Origin of the sequence: Jiella sp. M17.18 (genome assembly GCF_041027365.1) — a bacterium.
Classification (GTDB): domain Bacteria; phylum Pseudomonadota; class Alphaproteobacteria; order Rhizobiales; family Rhizobiaceae; genus VKMB-3413.
In genome coordinates, this window is sequence record NZ_JBFTEH010000008.1 from 221,241 (window position 1) to 237,356 (window position 16,116).

Here is a 16,116-nt window from a genome sequence, read left to right on the forward strand (position 1 = left end):
GACGGCGCCGCCAGCGCCCGCCCGCGCTTGAACCCCCGCCGGCTTTGCTCTAGCCAAAATCCACACGCGCAACCCGAGAAGCATCCGGATCCGCCCATGACCATCGTCGACACCCGCACGCCCGACCCGAAGACCTTCATCTCCGGCGCGACCGGCGACTGGGAGATCATCATCGGCATGGAGGTGCATGCGCAGGTGAAGTCGAAGGCGAAGCTGTTTTCCGGCGCCGCCACCGACTTCGGCGCCGCGCCGAACGAGCATGTGAGCCTCGTCGATGCGGCCATGCCCGGCATGCTGCCGGTGATCAACGAGGAGTGCGTGAAGCAGGCGATCCGCACGGGGCTCGGCCTGAAGGCGCAGATCAACCACCGCTCGGTCTTCGATCGCAAGAACTACTTCTATCCCGACCTGCCGCAGGGCTATCAGATCTCGCAGTACAAGGATCCGATTGTCGGCGAGGGGACCGTGATCGTCTCCGTCGGACCGGACTCGAAGGGCGAGTTCCAGGATATCGAAGTGGGCATCGAGCGCCTGCATCTCGAGCAGGACGCCGGTAAGTCGATGCACGACCAGCATCCGACCATGTCCTATGTCGACCTCAACCGGTCCGGCGTCGCGCTGATGGAGATCGTCTCGAAGCCGGACATGCGCTCGGCGGACGAGGCCAAGGCCTATCTCACCAAGCTCCGGACCATCCTGCGCTATCTCGGCACCTGCGACGGCAACATGGACGAGGGCTCGATGCGGGCCGACGTCAACGTCTCGGTGCGGCGGCCGGGCGGCCCGTTCGGCACGCGCTGCGAGATCAAGAACGTCAACTCGATCCGCTTCGTCGGCCAGGCGATCGAATCGGAGGCGCGGCGCCAGATCGCGGTGATCGAGGACGGCGGCATCATCGATCAGGAGACGCGGCTGTTCGACCCGGTGAAGGGCGAGACCCGCGCGATGCGCACCAAGGAAGACGCGCACGACTACCGCTACTTCCCCGACCCGGATCTCCTGCCGCTCGAGTTCGACCAGGCCTATGTCGACGCGCTGCTGAAGGAACTGCCCGAGCTACCGGACGACAAGAAGGCGCGACTGATCAAGGACGCCGGCCTGTCGGCCTATGACGCGTCGATCCTCGTCTCCGACAAGGCGATCGCCGACTTCTTCGAGAATGTGGCGAAAGGGCGTGATGCGAAGCAGGCAGCGAACTGGGTGATCAACGACCTCCTCGGCGCGCTGAACAAATCCGGCAAGGGCATCGAGGTGACGCCGGTCTCGGCCGACCAGCTGGGCGCGATCCTCGACCTCATCCGCGAGGGCACGATCTCCGGCAAGATCGCCAAGGACCTGTTCGAGATCGTCTGGTCGGAAGGCGGCGACCCGAAGGTCGTCGTCGAAGAACGCGGCATGAAGCAGGTCACCGACACCGGCGCGATCGAGAAGGCGGTGGACGAGGTGATCGCCGCCAATCCGGAGAAGGTCGAGCAGGCCAAGGCGAAGCCCTCGCTCGCCGGCTGGTTCGTCGGCCAAGTGATGAAGGCGACCGGCGGCAAGGCCAATCCGCAGGCGGTCAACGCGCTGGTCAAAGAGAAGCTCGGGGTGGAATGACCTTCTTCGTCCGCACGGCCGGCACCAGGGACCTGAAGGCGATCAGCGACCTGCTCGCCGAGACCTGGCACGCGACCTACGACCCGATCTTCGGCTCGGAGCGCGTGTCCGAAATCACCGGGTCCTGGCACTCGGTCGAGGCCCTGCGCCCGCGCGTGTCGCGGCTGAACACGGAGTTCCTCGTCGCCGACGATGGCGAGCGGCTGGGCGGCGTCGCCTTCGCCGCCTTCGAGGCGGAGCGGAAGCTCGTCGTCCTGCATCAGCTGTACGTGCATCCGGAGCAACAGCGACAGGGAATCGGGGCGGAGCTTCTCGGCGAGATCGAGAGCGCCTTCCCCGGCGCCGAACGCATTCGCCTCGAAGTCGAGGAGGCCAACGAGGCCGCGATCGCCTTCTACCGCGGTGCCGGATTCGGGCCCGTCGGCACGGCGGTCGCCGCAGGCGGCGATCAGCGTTTCGCCATTCCGGCCACCGTCTACGAAAAGCGGCTGAACTGGGCGAACTGACGCGGGCGGTCACGGCAGAGGGCACAGGAGCCGCCGGCCCGGCGGGTGGACATTTTACCGGCGGCGCAGCATAACGAGCCGCAATTCGTACGGATCGAGACTTCCATGAAACAGTGGCTTCTGCAGATCTTCACCTGGTGGAACGGCCAGACCATCGGCACCCGCTTCTACACCTGGCGCTTCGGCAAGAAGGTCGGTGAGGACGAGTTCGGCAACGTCTACTACACCAATGCCGACGGCACGCGCCGGTGGATGATCTTCAACGGCGTCGTCGAGGCGACCGCCATCCCGACGGGCTGGCACGGCTGGATGCATCACCGCGTCGACACGCCGCCCTCGCAGGAGAACTACAAGCGGCACGACTGGGAGAAGCCGTTCCAGCCGAACCTGACGGGAACGGCCAAGGCCTATCGCCCCTCGGGCTCGCTGCTGCGGCCCGAGCATGAGCGCCCGCGCGTCACCGGCGAATACGACGCCTGGACGCCCTGACGCTTCGCAATGCCGGGCCCGCGGCGCTGTCGTCCCGAGAGCCGCTGCCTGGCGTTGTGACCGACCGGCGCCTTAATCGCGGGCTAGGCGAAGAGACACGACACGCCTTCGTGATTCGGAAGAAGCGATCCCGGGATTGATGCGCATGAAATGGATTCCAGCCTCGGTGCTCGTCTTCGGATTGATCGCGTCGGGGATCGCCGCTGCGCCGGCGTCGGCCCAGTCCCTGGACACGCCGAACATGCCGAGCGACGGACAGCCCCCGGCACCGCCGCCCGCGCCGGCCGCCCGCGTGAAGAACCCGGTCGCTACCTTCAGCGGGCTCGACAAGATCACCGGCCGCATCACCGTCTTCGACGTCTATATCGACGAGACCGTGCAGTTCGGGACGCTCCGGGTGACGCCGCGGGTCTGTATGACCAGCCCCAAGGGATCGCCCGAGCGCACCGATGCCTTCGTGCAGGTCGACGAGATCACCCTCGACCGCAAGATCCAGCGGATCTTCTCCGGCTGGATGTTCGCCGATTCTCCCGGCCTCAACGCCGTCGAGCACCCGGTCTACGATGTCTGGCTGAAGAGCTGTAAGACCGAATCGGACGTTCCCGCGCCCAAGGGATAGAAGGTGGCATCGGCTTCCACCGCATCGGCGAGCAGCGCCTGATAGTCGTCCCGGAAGATCTCGACGGCGCCGAACCGGGCGAGGTGGGTGGTCAGGAACTGCGTGTCGAGGAGCCTGTAGCCGCCGCGGACCAGCCGCTCGCACAGATAGGCGAGTGACACCTTCGAGGCGTCGGTGCGCCGCGAGAACATGCTCTCGCCGAAGAAGGCGGCGCCCAGCGACACGCCGTACAGGCCTCCGACCAGTTGCCCGTCCTCCCACGCTTCGACCGAATGCGCATGCCCGGCGTGAAAGAGCTGGAGATAGAGCGTCCGAATCTCGCCGTTGATCCAGGTCTGCGACCGGCCCGGCGCGGGCTCCGCGCAACCGTCGACGACCGCGGCGAAGGCCGTGTCGACGTGGATATCGAACGGCGCGCGGCGGATCGTCTTCTTCAGGCTTTTCGGCAGGTGGAATTGGTCCAGCGGCAGGATGCCGCGCTCGGTCGGATCGACCCAGAAGATGCGCGGATCGTCGGCCGATTCGGCCATCGGAAAGATCCCGCAGGCATAGGCCTTCAGGAGGATCGCCGGCGTGATCTCGAAGCGCTGGCGACCCTTGGCCATGGCTCAGGCCTTCGGCTCACCGGCCAGGTAGTGCTCGAGCCAGTGGATGTCGTAGTCGCCCTTCGCGACATCGGCATTGTCGACCAGGTCGCGGAACAGCGGCAGGGTCGTCTTGACGCCGTCGATCACGATCTCGTCCAGCGCCCGACGCAGCCGCATCATGCATTCCTGGCGGTTGCGCCCGTGCACGATCAGCTTGCCGATCAGGCTGTCGTAGAAGGGCGGGATGGAATAGCCCTGATAGACGCCGGAATCGACACGGACGCCGAGGCCGCCGGGCGTGTGGTAATGCGTGATCTGGCCGGGCGAGGGGGCGAAGGTGCGCGGATCCTCGGCGTTGATCCGGCATTCGATCGCGTGGCCCGAGAACTGGACGTCGGCCTGCGTCACCGACAGGCCCTGGCCGCTGGCGACGCGGATCTGCTCGTGCACGAGGTCGAGGCCGGTGATCGCCTCGGTCACCGGATGCTCCACCTGCAGGCGGGTGTTCATCTCGATGAAGTAGAATTCGCCGTTCTCGTACAGGAATTCGATCGTGCCGGCGCCGCGATAGGCGAGCTCCGACATCGCATTGGCGCAGATCTCGCCGATCTTCGCCCGCTGCTCCGCGGTGAGGGCGGGCGAGTTCGCCTCTTCCCAGACCTTCTGGTGGCGGCGCTGCAGCGAGCAGTCGCGCTCGCCGAGGTGGATGGCGTTGCCCTGGCCGTCGCCGAAGACCTGCACCTCGATGTGCCGGGGCTTCTCCAGGTACTTCTCGATATAGACCGCGTCGTCGCCGAAGGCGGCAGCCGCCTCCTGGCGCGCGGTCTGCAGCGCGACGACGAGATCGTCGCGGGTCTTCGCCACCTTCATGCCGCGACCGCCGCCGCCCGCGGAGGCCTTGACGAGAACCGGGAATCCGATCTCCTCGGCGATCTTCATCGCCTCGGCGTCTTCGGTGACCGCGCCGGCCGAGCCCGGCACCACCGGAATGCCGAGGCGCTTGGCGGTCTTTTTCGCCTCGATCTTGTCGCCCATGATGCGGATATGATCCGCCGTCGGGCCGATGAAGGTGATGCCATGCGCGTCGAGGATGTCGGCGAAGCGCGCGTTCTCCGACAGGAAGCCGTAGCCGGGGTGAACGGCGTCTGCTCCGGAGACCTCGCAGGCCGCGACGATCTGCGGGATGTTGAGGTAGCTGTCGCGCGAGGGCGGCGGCCCGATGCAGACGCTCTCGTCGGCGAGGCGCACGTGCATCGCCGCGTTGTCGGCGGTGGAGTGCACCGCGACCGTCGAAATGCCGAGCTCCTTGCAGGCGCGCAGGATTCGCAGGGCGATCTCGCCGCGGTTGGCGATCAGAACCTTCTTGAACATGGCTGGCCCCTTACGCGATGACGACGAGCGCTTCGCCGTATTCCACCGGCTGGCCGTTCTCCACGCAGATCTTGGCGACCTTGCCCGCACGCGGTGCGGGGATCTGGTTCATGGTCTTCATCGCCTCGATGATCAGCAGCGTTTCGCCCTCGGCGACCTGCTGGCCGATTTCGACGAAGGGTCGGGCGCCCGGCGCCGGCGACAGATAGACGGTGCCGACCATGGGCGAGGGGACGGAGCCCGGCTCCGGTCCGCTCGGAGCGGCAGGCTGGGCCGCAGGCGCGGAGACCGCCTGCTGCTGCTGGGCCGGAAAGGGCTGCGGCGCCTGCATGTAGGTCATCGGCTGCGGGTAGCCGGCCATGTCCTTCTGCCGAGACACCCGAACCCGCAACGAGCCGCGCTCGATTTCGATTTCGGTGAGGTCCGTCTCGTTCAGGATGGAGGCGAGTTCGCGAACGAACGTCGGATCGACGGTCTGATCTTCTTCTGACATTCTCTTCCTTGAGCCGCTCGGCTTCGTCCCGCGCTTCGGCTAGCGGTCATCGACGGCGTCGCGGCATCGGCGCCCATCGCGCTCGGTCCCGCTGCCTGAGCGCCGCCAGATGGAGGGCCCGGGTCGCATCCCGAATCGCGATCTCGTGACCGCGGGTTCGCGAAGGGCTATAGGGCGGGAACCGTGCCGAGGAAAGCGTCAATCGGCCGATCGACGCCTCCTCACGCGAATTCTCTCAGCAGCTGGCACTACCACACTTGCGAACGTTCGCAACCGCGGCCGTCAGATTATCCAGCCCGACCGCGCCCGAGAACAACTTGTCGTCGATGACGTAGGTGGGCGTGCCGGAGATCTGCAGGGCGCTGGCGAGTTTCGAATCCGCGGCGATCTCGTCCTCGATCTTCTTCGATTTCATCAGCGGACGCAGCTCCGCCTCGTCGACGCCGAGATCCTTGGCGACCGCGAGCGCGCGATTCTCGTCGGCAACGCCCCGCGAGCCGAGAAGCTTGCGGTGGAACGCACCGTAAAGGTTCGGCTTCAGCGCCCGGAAGGCCAGGCTGACGCGCGTCGCCTCGACCGACTGCGGCCCCAGCACCGGGATCTCCTTCAGCACGAACCGCACCTGGGGGTCCGCCTTGGTCAGGGCGCTCATGTCGGACAGCGCATGCTTGCAGTAGGTGCAGTTGTAATCGAAGAACTCGGTGATCGTGACGTCGCCGGACGGGTTGCCGAGCGCGGTGCCCTTCGGCGTCTGGAAGATCTCGGTCGCATTGTCCTTGACTGCGGCGGTCTGCGCCGCGGCCTGCGCGTCCGCCTGCTTCGCCTGCAGCGCTTCGACCGCCTCCATGATCACCTCGGGATGCTTGACGAGGTAGTCGTGGACGATCTGCTCCACCGCCTTGGTCTGCGTCTGGTCGAAGGCCGGCTTGGCCGGTTCGGCGGCCACGGCCGAACCGACGAGCCCGACCGCTGCTGCGGTGGCGGCGAGGATCGCGTATCGGGTCATGGGAAAGGTTCCTTCGATGCGTCAGTGAGCGGGGATCGTGATGATGTCCTGGGCCTGGCGCCAGGGCGGCGAGCCGGGCTTCAGCTTCTGTTGGGCGCGCGCCGCGAAGACCTTGGCCTCGCGGAAGGCACCGGCGTGCCAGTAGCCGTCGGCGGTGGCGAGCTCCGCCCGCCCGATATCACCGGTGTGCCCGTAGGCCATAGCAAGAAACTGATAGGCCGTCGCGTTGTCGGGATCGCTCTGCAGCCCCGCCTTGATGTACTCGATGGCGCGGCTCATCTCCTTCGGGTCGCCCGTCGTCACCAGCGCCTGACCGATCTCCGCCTTCAACAGCCCGGATCTGCTGCCGTCCAGCTGCGCCGCCTTCCTGAAGGCGGCCGCCGCTTCCGTGCCGCGGCCGGCATCGAGCAGGATCTGCCCGCGCATTTCCTCGAACCACGGGTTCTTCGGCCGCGAGGCGATCAGGGCGCTCATCTTCGTCAGCGCTCCGTTGGTCGAGCCGGCGAGATAGGTCGCGATCGCGTCGCCATAGAGCGCGGCGAGGCTGCGTGGGTCGCGGGCGAACAGCCGCCGAACGGCCGTCATGCCGCCGCTGTAGGCGGCGACCTTGGCGCGGGCCAGCTGGTGGCGCTCGACGAGTTCGGGCGGATCGGTGCGGTCATAGTAGCGGCTGCGCTGCGCCGCCTCCTGGATCGCCGCCTTGCGATCTTCAGGCATCGGGTGCGACAGCAGGTAGGTGTTGACGCGGGAATTGGCGAAGAGGTTCTGGCGATCGAGGATATCGAACGTCTGAAGCAGACCCTTGCCGGACTGGCCGGTCTTGTCGAGATAGGTTATCGCCGCGCGGTCCGCGATCGATTCCTCCCCGCGCTGATAGCTGAGGAGGCCGCGCTGGATGGCCGATCCGCTGCCGGCCAGGAGACCCGTGCCGGCCTGGCTGGCATTGCGCGATCCGGAGACGGCACCGGCCGCGACGATGCCGGCCCCGAGCAGCCCGGCGACGATCGCGATCGTCTGCGCATGCTCGATCTGCTCGCGCATGCGCTCCTGATGGTTGCCGGCCAGGTGCCCGATCTCGTGGGCGAGGATGCCGATGAGCTGATTCGGCGTCTCCGTCATGGTGATGGCACCGGTGTTGACGAAGATCCGCCGGCCGAGGACGAAGGCGTTGAAGTCATCGGAATTGACCAGCACGACCTCGATGCCGGAGCGCGACAGGCCGGCAGCCTTCAGGAGCGGGCGCACGTAGTCGCCGATCAGCGCCTCGATCTCGGCGTCCCGCACGATCGGTAGGTTGCGCTTGGATTCGGGAGCCGCCTCCGCGAGCGTCGGCAGGACGGCGAGCGTGGCGGCCATCGCGAGGCAGATCAGCCTGGTGCCGATGCCGCAAAGCGAGAGTTTCATGCTAGGTCCTTTTCCCCATGCCGGGCCTGTCCGATTTTCGCGCACCCTCCGCCGCGCCGAAAGAGGGGACCGGTCTTCGAGGTGAACCGAAAACCATCGTCCTCGCAAGCGTCGGGATCGCGATCACTGGACACGATAATCCGGCGGATTGTTGACGTGGCGGCGAGGCAACAGGAAAGCGACGAAGCGTGCCCGAAATGACCCCATCCCGCCGATCGGCGGTCGATCCGTTCCGCGCCATGGACGTTCTGGCCGAAGCCAACCGGATGATCGCGCGGGGCGAGAAGGTCCTGTCGCTGGCGGTGGGCCAGCCGGCCGCGTCGGCGCCGAAAGCCGCAATCGCCGCGGCTCGCGCCATGCTCGACCATGGTCGCATCGCCTATACGGATGCGCTCGGCCGCGCCGATCTGCGCGAGCGGATCGCCCAGCACTACGAGGCGCGTTACGGGCAGGCGGTCGAGCCGTCCCGCATCATGGTGACCACCGGCTCTTCCGCCGGCTTCAACCTCGCCTTCCTCGCCGCCTTCGATCCCGGCGACAGGATCGCGATCGCCGCGCCCGGCTATCCCGCCTATCGGAACATCCTGAAGGCGCTGGGGCTCGTCCCGGTCGAAATCCCGGTCGGTCCGGAGACGGACTACGTCTTCACCGCCGGGCATCTTGCCGCGGCGCACGAGGCGGAGCCCGTGGCCGGCGTCCTCGTCGCCAGCCCCGCCAATCCGACCGGAACCGTCACGCCGCCGGAGGAACTCCGGCGGCTGGTATCCTATGCCGACCGGAATGGCATCCGCTTCGTCTCCGACGAAATCTATCACGGCCTCACCTATAACGGCCGGGAGACGACCGCCCTCGGCTTTTCCGAGCATCCGATCGTCGTGAACTCCTTCTCGAAATACTACTGCATGACCGGCTGGCGGATCGGCTGGCTGGTGCTGCCGCCGGAACTGGTCCGTGCCGCCGAGCGGATCGGCCAGAGCCTCTATATCTCGGCGCCGGAAATGTCGCAGGTGGCGGCGAGGGCGGTGTTCGACGCGACCGACGAGCTGGAATCGATCCGCGCGGGCTACGTGCGCAACCGCGACCTCCTGAACCGGCGCCTGCCGGCGCTCGGCTTCCGCGAGATCGCGCCGCTCGATGGCGCCTTCTACGCCTATGCCGGGATACCGGAGGGCTGGAGCGGCTCGACGCAGTTCTCCCGGGCGATCCTCGAAGCGTGCCACGTGGCGATCACGCCCGGGACCGACTTCGACCTGCTCCGGGGCGAGCGCTTCGTGCGCCTGTCCTACGCCTGCGACCATGCCTCCCTCGAAGAGGCGCTCGACCGGATGGAGCGGCTGCTGCGCAGCTGAGGCCCGATCGGCCGACGTCCCCGACCGCCGCGTCAGGGCGGCGGCATCCCCTTGCGCATCACGGCGCTGGCAGGCCCACGGCCGGGCGCCGGGGATCCGGCTTATGCGTCCGCGCGAGGCGATTTCCCCGCCAGCTGCGAAGCCCGTCCGGCCGCGCCGCGGCATCAGAAAGTCCCTGCTGACATGAAAACGGGCGCCCACCGGTCGCCCGCTCCTTCACCGGATCTTTCGCAGGATCGCGCTAAAAAAAGTTCCGTCTGGCCCACCAGCCGGTGCGGCGCGGCTTTTCCGCCGACTCGCCTTCGACATCGGCGACGTTCGACGTGACCACCGGCTCCTTGGGCGCGGCGGGCTGTGTCTCCGCCGGGACGTCGTCGTTCGCCGCCGGCTGCGGCGCGTCCTCCGGCTCGGCCGAGGAGGACGAAGCCTCCGCCAGCGGAGCGTCGTCCTCGGACAGCGCCGGAGAAAGCGCTTCCGCAGGCTGCTGCGCCACCGGGCTCGCCGCGGCGACTGCAACCGCTTCCGGCGCCGGCTCTTCGCCGGTCACGGCGATCTGCGGACCATCGGCGCTCGCGGCAGGCTCGAAGGACGGAGCCGCATCGGCCTCGGCCGGGGCAGAGGACGCCGCATCCGCATCCGTCTGCGATGGGGCCACGACCACCGTCTCGCCGGAGAATGTCTGCACGGCCGCCTCGGCCGACGTGTCGGCAACTGCGGCGACCGCATCCCCTGAGTCCTCGTCGCCACCGTGAGGCTGCTGACCCTCGTCGTTCTCGCGATGCCGGCGGCCGCCGCGCCGCCCGCGACGCCGGCGCTTGCGGCTGCGCCCGTCCTGGTCGTCGCGGGACGATCCGCGCTCCTCTTCGGAGTCGGACCCTGCATCGGACGAGTCGTCCTCGTCGTCGTCATCCTGCGCGCCGGACGCAGCGTTCGCGTCCATGTCGCTGTCGTCGCCATTGTCGTTGCGCCGCCGGCGCCGGCGCCGCTTGCGGCGCTTGCCGCCTTCGGACCGGTCGTCCTCGCGAGTCTCGTCCTCGGCGGGAACGGCGACGCCTGCTTCGGCCATCGCCTCCGCGGCCTCGTCGGCGGCGGCGTCCGCCTCGTCCATCGCTGCGACCGATTCCAGATGCACGACGTCGTTCGGCAGGACCGGCTTCAGCGCCTCGGCGCCGCGCTCGATCGAAATGCTCTGGTGGCCGGCGCTCTCGTCCGCCTCGATGATGATGCGGAGACCGTAATGATGCTCCAGCTCATCGATGCGCTTGCGCTTCTCGTTGAGCACGTAGAGCGCGGTCGCGGTCGGCACCTTGACGATGAGGTCGTGGGTGGCGTGCTTCTGCAGATGCTCCTCGATGGTGCGCAGGACGTGCAGCGCCAGCGACGAGGAGGAGCGGATGTGCCCGGCGCCCTCGCAGACCGGGCAGGTCTGCATGGTGGATTCCAGGACGCTGGCCCGGATGCGCTGGCGGCTCATCTCCAGAAGGCCGAAATGGGAGATCTTGCCGACCTGGATGCGCGCCCGGTCGTTCTTCAGGCAGTCCTTCATCTTCTTCTCGACGGCGCGGTTGTTCCGCTTCTCTTCCATGTCGATGAAGTCGATGACGATGAGGCCGGCGAGGTCGCGCAGGCGCAACTGCCGCGCCACCTCCTCGGCCGCTTCCAGATTGGTCTGGAAGGCCGTGTCCTCGATCGAGTGCTCCCGCGTCGAACGGCCGGAGTTCACGTCGATCGCGACCAGCGCCTCGGTCTGGTTGATGATGATGTAGCCGCCAGACTTCAGCGTCACATGCGGCTGCAGCATCTTGTCCAGCTGCCCCTCGATCCCCTGCCGCGCGAAGATCGGCGTCGGGTCGCGGTAGGGCTGCACGACCTTCGCCTGGCTCGGCATCAGCATCCGCATGAAGTCTTTCGCTTCGCGGTAGCCGCTCTCGCCGGCGACGAGGATCTGGTCGATGTCCTTGTTGTAGAGGTCGCGGATCGATCGCTTGATCAGGCTGCCTTCCTCGTAGACGAGGGCAGGGGCGATCGAAGAGAGGGTGACGTTGCGCACCGTCTCCCACAGCCGCATCAGATATTCGTAGTCGCGCTTCACCTCGGCCTTGGTGCGGTTCGCACCGGCCGTGCGCAGGATGATGCCCATGCCGCGCGGCACTTCGAGGTCGCGCACCACATCCTTCAGGCGCTTGCGGTCGGCGGCGCTGGTGATCTTGCGGGAAATGCCGCCGCCGCGTGCGGTGTTCGGCATCAGAACGGAATAGCGGCCGGCGAGCGACAGGTAGGTGGTCAGCGCCGCGCCCTTGTTGCCGCGCTCTTCCTTGACGACCTGCACGAGGATGATCTGGCGGCGCTTGATGACCTCCTGGATCTTGTACTGCTTGCGCGGGCGGCTCTGGCGGACCGGAACCTCCTCCATCGCGTCCTCGGAGCCGATCTCGTCGATCTCTTCCGACTCGTCGCCGTTCTCGTCATTGCCGGCATCGTCGTCTTCGGAGCGCAAACGCCCCCGGGCCCGGCGGTTGCGCCGGCCGCGCGAGCGGCGCTCGCCATTGCCCTCGCGCTCGTTCTCCGCGGTGGAACCCTCGTCCTCGCGTTCGTCGTCGCTGTCCTCGCCGGCGCCGTCGTCCGAATCATCGTGCGACGTCTCGCCCTCCCGATCGTCCGAATCCGACGACTCGTCCGGCGCCCCGACGCCGCGCGCCTCTACCGCATCGCGCGGCTGATCCTCCGTCGCGCCCGTCGACGCATCGCCGACGGACTGGATTCCGCCGTCGCTCGCAGGGGCGTGATCCTCGGACGAAGCCGCCTCGGCGGACGGCGTCTCGCCGTCCGAAAGCGAATCCTGCGCGCCGGCGTCGGCCGACGCATCCTCGTCGTCGCCGGCCGCCTCGGAGATGCTGTCACGCTCCCGGCGCTCCGCCGCCTTCGCCGGACGGCGCGGCCGCTGGCTGCGATTCGGACGCGGCTCGTCCTCGTCCTCGTCCTCTGCGCGCGCGAGTTCTTCGGCGAGCAGGGCTTCGCGGTCGGCCTTGGGAATCTGGTAGTAGTCCGGGTGGATTTCGCTGAAAGCGAGGAAGCCGTGGCGATTGCCGCCATATTCGACGAAGGCTGCCTGGAGCGACGGCTCGACGCGCGTCACCTTGGCCAGGTAGATGTTTCCCTTGAGCTGCTTCTTGTGCTCCGACTCGAAGTCGAATTCTTCGATCCGGCTACCGCGGACGACGACGACGCGCGTCTCTTCCGGGTGGGACGCGTCGATCAGCATTTTGTTGGCCATATAGAAACTCCCCGGCACTCGCGCGGGCGACGCGTCTGCGGCCTTCCTGGGCCTGGCGGTCGGTGATGGGGCGCGAGCCCGAATGGGTCGTGTCGGACGTCACGGTTTGGCCGCTCCGCGACACATCAACGGCCCGAAGGATCGGGCGGGAGGATGTCGGGCAGACAGCGGAGAGTGACAGCAAAATCACGACCTGCAACAACTGATGGCCGCTAGGGCGGCCGACGGAACGTGACGGACCCTTGGCCGCTCGCGCGGCACGCATCCGCATCGCTGGAAAAATCGGGCTGAAGCGGACCTCAGCGTCGACGAAAATCTTCCAAGAGGTCCGGCGACGGGCCTTCGTGTCGCAGGTATCGCTGCACCGCCACCGCTCTCGCCAGCACTGTGCGATCCGAACGGTACGGCTCTCGACTCGGCGACGACACGGTCTCCACGTCGCTCTAGACCTCGATTCCGCTTGTATGACGTGTCCGGCTAAGAAACAAGAGTAGTATCGGCAATCGGCCTCGCCCCCGCCGGACCATGCCAAGGCCCCGACAAGCTTCACAATCTACTGGAACGCTTGCCGCCACCTTCGTCACGTGGAGCACTGCCGCGCCTCCTCCGGCGACCGACGTCGGGCGCCGCGTCCGGAGTCGCCGCTGTGGCGCCGCTGCGACGATTGCGCGTCGGCTGGACCTGTCGAGGGCAGGGTGCGGCCGTGGGTCATCGTCTGGTCACGATTGGAGAATTTCGCGTGGCGGAAGGATTCCACCTCGAGGCGCTGTTGTCCCCGATCATCGATTTCGTCCGTCTGGCCGGCCGCCTCGGCACGCGGCGCATCCGACGCCTGGCCCCGCGCGCCGCCATTGGCGCCTGCCTCCTCGCGGCGGCGCTCGTCCTCGCCCGCCCGCCCGCCGCCTTCGCCGGCGAGCACGTGATCACCTCCTTCGACCAGACCGCGACCGAGGCGGGCCTGAACGTCTCCTTCACGCTCAACGGCGCGGCGCCGGTCCGGCTTCTCCAACTGCACAATCCCGAGCGGATCGCCCTCGACTTCGACGACACGCTGCCCGCCGTCTCGATTCCCGAGGCGTCGGACAATCCGCTGGTCGAGACCATCCGCCACGGTCTCGTGTCCAGCAACCGCTATCGGGTGATCTTTCGGCTGAAATCGCCGGGCGCCGCGCGGCTGGAACAGCACAAGACGCCGGGCGGCGAGGTCGTCGCGCTGTCGATCGCCCCGCCGGGCTCGATAGAGGCGCGCAAGGCGGGCGCCCCGGCGGCAAAGGGTGTGCAGCCGAAGACGGGCCCAGGCGCTGCCGCCGTCAAGGCCGACGCGCAGGCCGTATCGGAAAAGCCCGCGGCGCCGCGGCAGCTGGTGATCGTGGTGGATCCCGGCCATGGGGGGATCGACGAGGGCGCGAAGTCGCCGTCCGGCACGCTCGAGAAGGACGTCAATCTCGCAATGGCGCTGGCGGTGCGCGACGCGCTGTCGGCCTATCCCGGAATCAAGGTCGTCCTCACCCGCGACGACGACACCTACATTCCGCTCGACGAACGGTCCGCCATCGCCCGGCGGGCGCACGCCAACCTGTTCATCTCCATCCATGCCGATTCGATCCGCTACAAGGATCTGCGCGGCGCCACCGTCTACACGCTGTCGGACAAGGCGTCCGACGAACTGTCACGGCAGATCGCCGCCTCGGAAAACGCCGTCGACCGCTTCGCCGGCCCGGAGTGGCACCAGAGCCAGCCGGAGGTCTTCGATATCCTGCTCGACCTGACGCGCCGCGAGACCGTCAGTTTCTCCGAGCATTTCGCCGCCTCGCTGGTGCACGACCTGCAGAGCGACAAGATCGACCTGATCAACCGGCCGAAGCGTTCGGCCGCCTTTGTCGTCCTGAAGGCGCCGGACGTGCCGTCGGTTCTGGTGGAATGCGGCTTTCTGTCCAATGCCGGCGACGAAAAGCTCTTGAAGGATTCGGACTGGCGCAAGAAGATGGGGGGCGCGATCGCCGATGCCGTGGTCGCCTTCTTCCGTGGTAAGGGCGCGACTCTGACGGCCGCAGGCCAGTGACACGGGACTGCAGGCGCCGCTTGCACGGCTTGGTGCTGCCTGGTGAAAGTTTTGCTCAAGTTTCGCGCGGGATGGTTCATGTCCCTGCCGCAATTGCGGAACAGAAGCTTGAGAATGCCGCGGCAGGACCGCGGTCGAACGGGCGGCTCTGCCGTCCGCAAGGTGCCGAAGGCCGGACTGAGACCGGCTGGAGGAGAGGGGACCGGCAGGGCGCAGGGCGTGCCCGCCGGACGGAGTTTCGATGATCAGATTGCTCGGCTACTTCTTCGGGATCGGGGCGGTCCTCTTCGTGCTCGTGGCGGGCGGCGCCGCCTGGTACGTCGAGAAGACCGCCAAGGGCCTGCCGGACTATCAGGTGCTGGCGGACTACGAGCCGCCGGTGACGACCCGGTTCTATGCCTCCGACGGCGAGATGATGGCCGAATACGCGCATGAGCGGCGGCTCTTCCTGCCGATCCAGGCGATCCCGAACCTCGTGAAGAACGCGTTCCTCTCCGCCGAGGACAAGAACTTCTATTCCCATCCCGGCATCGACTTCCAGGGCATCGGCCGCGCGCTGCTCGTGCTCGCCCGGGGCGGCCACATGCAGGGCGCCTCGACGATCACCCAGCAGGTCGCCAAGAACTTTCTCCTGACCAACGAGCGCACCCTCGACCGCAAGATCAAGGAGGCGATTCTCTCGCTGCGCATCGAGCAGGCCTATTCGAAGGACAAGATCCTCGAACTCTATCTCAACGAGATCTATCTCGGCATGGGCTCCTACGGCATCGGCGCCGCGGCGCTCGCCTATTTCGACAAGTCCGTGAACGAGCTTTCGATCGAGCAGGCGGCCTATCTCGCGGCCCTGCCGAAGGCGCCCGAGAACTACAACCCGTTCCGCGACACCGACAAGGCGATCCAGCGCCGCAACTGGGTGATCGACCAGATGGCCCAGAACGGCTTCATCACCCAGGCGGAGGCGCAGGTCGCCGAGCAGAAGCCGCTCGAGGTGAACCCGCGTCCGTCCGGCACCTACCTCGCCTCGGCCGAGTATTTCACCGAGGACGTTCGGCGCGAGATGATCCAGCGCTATGGCGTGAAGACGCTCTACGAGGGCGGGCTGACGGTGCGCACGACGCTCGACCCGACGATGCAGAAGGAGGCGCGCGGCGCCCTGCAGCACGCCCTCGTCAAGTTCGACGAGGCGCACGGCTATCGCGGGCCGGTCAAGCATATCGACATCGGCAGCGACTGGGGTACCGAGCTCGGCAAGGTGAACGGACTCGACGACGTGCCGGAATGGCGGCTGGCCGTCGTCCTGTCGGCGGAAAAGGACCGGGTCAGCATCGGCCTGCAGCCGAAGCGTGAGATCTCCGGCGCG

The 16,116-nt window shown here is 67.3% G+C and carries 13 protein-coding genes; 7 read left to right on the forward strand and 6 right to left on the reverse strand.

The features are described 5' to 3' along the window. Positions 1-96 precede the first annotated feature (96 nt). The 4 genes from gatB (at position 97) to AB5S17_RS16315 (ending at position 3,210) form a co-directional block, all read left to right on the forward strand. Complete coding sequence (gene gatB, locus AB5S17_RS16300; protein ID WP_369241234.1) at positions 97-1,596, forward strand: Asp-tRNA(Asn)/Glu-tRNA(Gln) amidotransferase subunit GatB; 1,500 nt, start codon at positions 97-99, stop codon at positions 1,594-1,596. Beyond that, the gene (locus AB5S17_RS16305; RefSeq protein WP_369241236.1) at positions 1,593-2,102 is read left to right on the forward strand and encodes an N-acetyltransferase family protein; all 510 of its coding nucleotides are present in this window, start codon (positions 1,593-1,595) and stop codon (positions 2,100-2,102) included. The genes gatB and AB5S17_RS16305 overlap by 4 nt, the downstream gene beginning before the upstream one ends. A 105-nt stretch (positions 2,103-2,207) precedes the next feature. After that, positions 2,208-2,591, forward strand: a complete 384-nt coding sequence (locus tag AB5S17_RS16310; RefSeq protein WP_369241238.1) for an NADH:ubiquinone oxidoreductase subunit NDUFA12 — start codon at positions 2,208-2,210, stop codon at positions 2,589-2,591. A gap of 145 nt (positions 2,592-2,736) precedes the next feature. Next, a complete protein-coding gene (locus tag AB5S17_RS16315) occupies positions 2,737-3,210 on the forward strand; it encodes a DUF2155 domain-containing protein (protein ID WP_369241240.1) in 474 nt (157 codons plus the stop codon). Here AB5S17_RS16315 and aat read toward each other — a convergent pair. From aat to AB5S17_RS16340, 5 genes are all read right to left on the reverse strand, one after another. Further along, complete coding sequence (gene aat, locus AB5S17_RS16320; protein ID WP_369241242.1) at positions 3,150-3,815, reverse strand: leucyl/phenylalanyl-tRNA--protein transferase; 666 nt, start codon at positions 3,813-3,815, stop codon at positions 3,150-3,152. The genes AB5S17_RS16315 and aat overlap by 61 nt on opposite strands. A gap of 3 nt (positions 3,816-3,818) precedes the next feature. Continuing rightward, positions 3,819-5,168, reverse strand: coding sequence for an acetyl-CoA carboxylase biotin carboxylase subunit (gene accC, locus AB5S17_RS16325; protein WP_369241244.1), 1,350 nt, complete (start codon positions 5,166-5,168; stop codon positions 3,819-3,821). Positions 5,169-5,178: 10 nt separating this feature from the next. Continuing rightward, a complete protein-coding gene (gene accB, locus AB5S17_RS16330; protein ID WP_369241246.1) occupies positions 5,179-5,661 on the reverse strand; it encodes an acetyl-CoA carboxylase biotin carboxyl carrier protein in 483 nt (160 codons plus the stop codon). A gap of 235 nt (positions 5,662-5,896) precedes the next feature. Next, positions 5,897-6,667, reverse strand: coding sequence for a DsbA family protein (locus AB5S17_RS16335; protein ID WP_369241248.1), 771 nt, complete (start codon positions 6,665-6,667; stop codon positions 5,897-5,899). Positions 6,668-6,688: 21 nt separating this feature from the next. Then, positions 6,689-8,071 carry a M48 family metalloprotease gene (locus AB5S17_RS16340; RefSeq protein WP_369241250.1) on the reverse strand — a complete coding sequence of 461 codons (1,383 nt, stop codon included), beginning with the start codon at positions 8,069-8,071 and terminating at the stop codon, positions 6,689-6,691. Positions 8,072-8,268: 197 nt separating this feature from the next. Here AB5S17_RS16340 and AB5S17_RS16345 point away from each other — a divergent pair, with 197 nt between their 5' ends. Continuing rightward, the gene (locus AB5S17_RS16345) at positions 8,269-9,420 is read left to right on the forward strand and encodes a pyridoxal phosphate-dependent aminotransferase (RefSeq protein ID WP_369241252.1); all 1,152 of its coding nucleotides are present in this window, start codon (positions 8,269-8,271) and stop codon (positions 9,418-9,420) included. A 241-nt stretch (positions 9,421-9,661) separates the two neighbouring features. Here the strand turns inward: AB5S17_RS16345 and AB5S17_RS16350 are convergent, their stop codons facing one another. Further along, positions 9,662-12,694 (reverse strand): Rne/Rng family ribonuclease, encoded by a 3,033-nt coding sequence (locus tag AB5S17_RS16350; protein WP_369241254.1) that lies wholly within the window; start codon positions 12,692-12,694, stop codon positions 9,662-9,664. A gap of 739 nt (positions 12,695-13,433) precedes the next feature. Between AB5S17_RS16350 and AB5S17_RS16355 the strand changes: the two genes are divergently transcribed. Together AB5S17_RS16355 and AB5S17_RS16360 are read left to right on the forward strand one after the other, a co-directional pair. After that, on the forward strand, positions 13,434-14,756 hold the full coding sequence (locus AB5S17_RS16355; protein ID WP_369241256.1) for an N-acetylmuramoyl-L-alanine amidase: 1,323 nt from the start codon (positions 13,434-13,436) through the stop codon (positions 14,754-14,756). A 241-nt stretch (positions 14,757-14,997) separates the two neighbouring features. Next, a partial coding sequence (locus tag AB5S17_RS16360) for a transglycosylase domain-containing protein (RefSeq protein WP_369241258.1) occupies positions 14,998-16,116 on the forward strand: 1,119 nt, incomplete at its 3' end.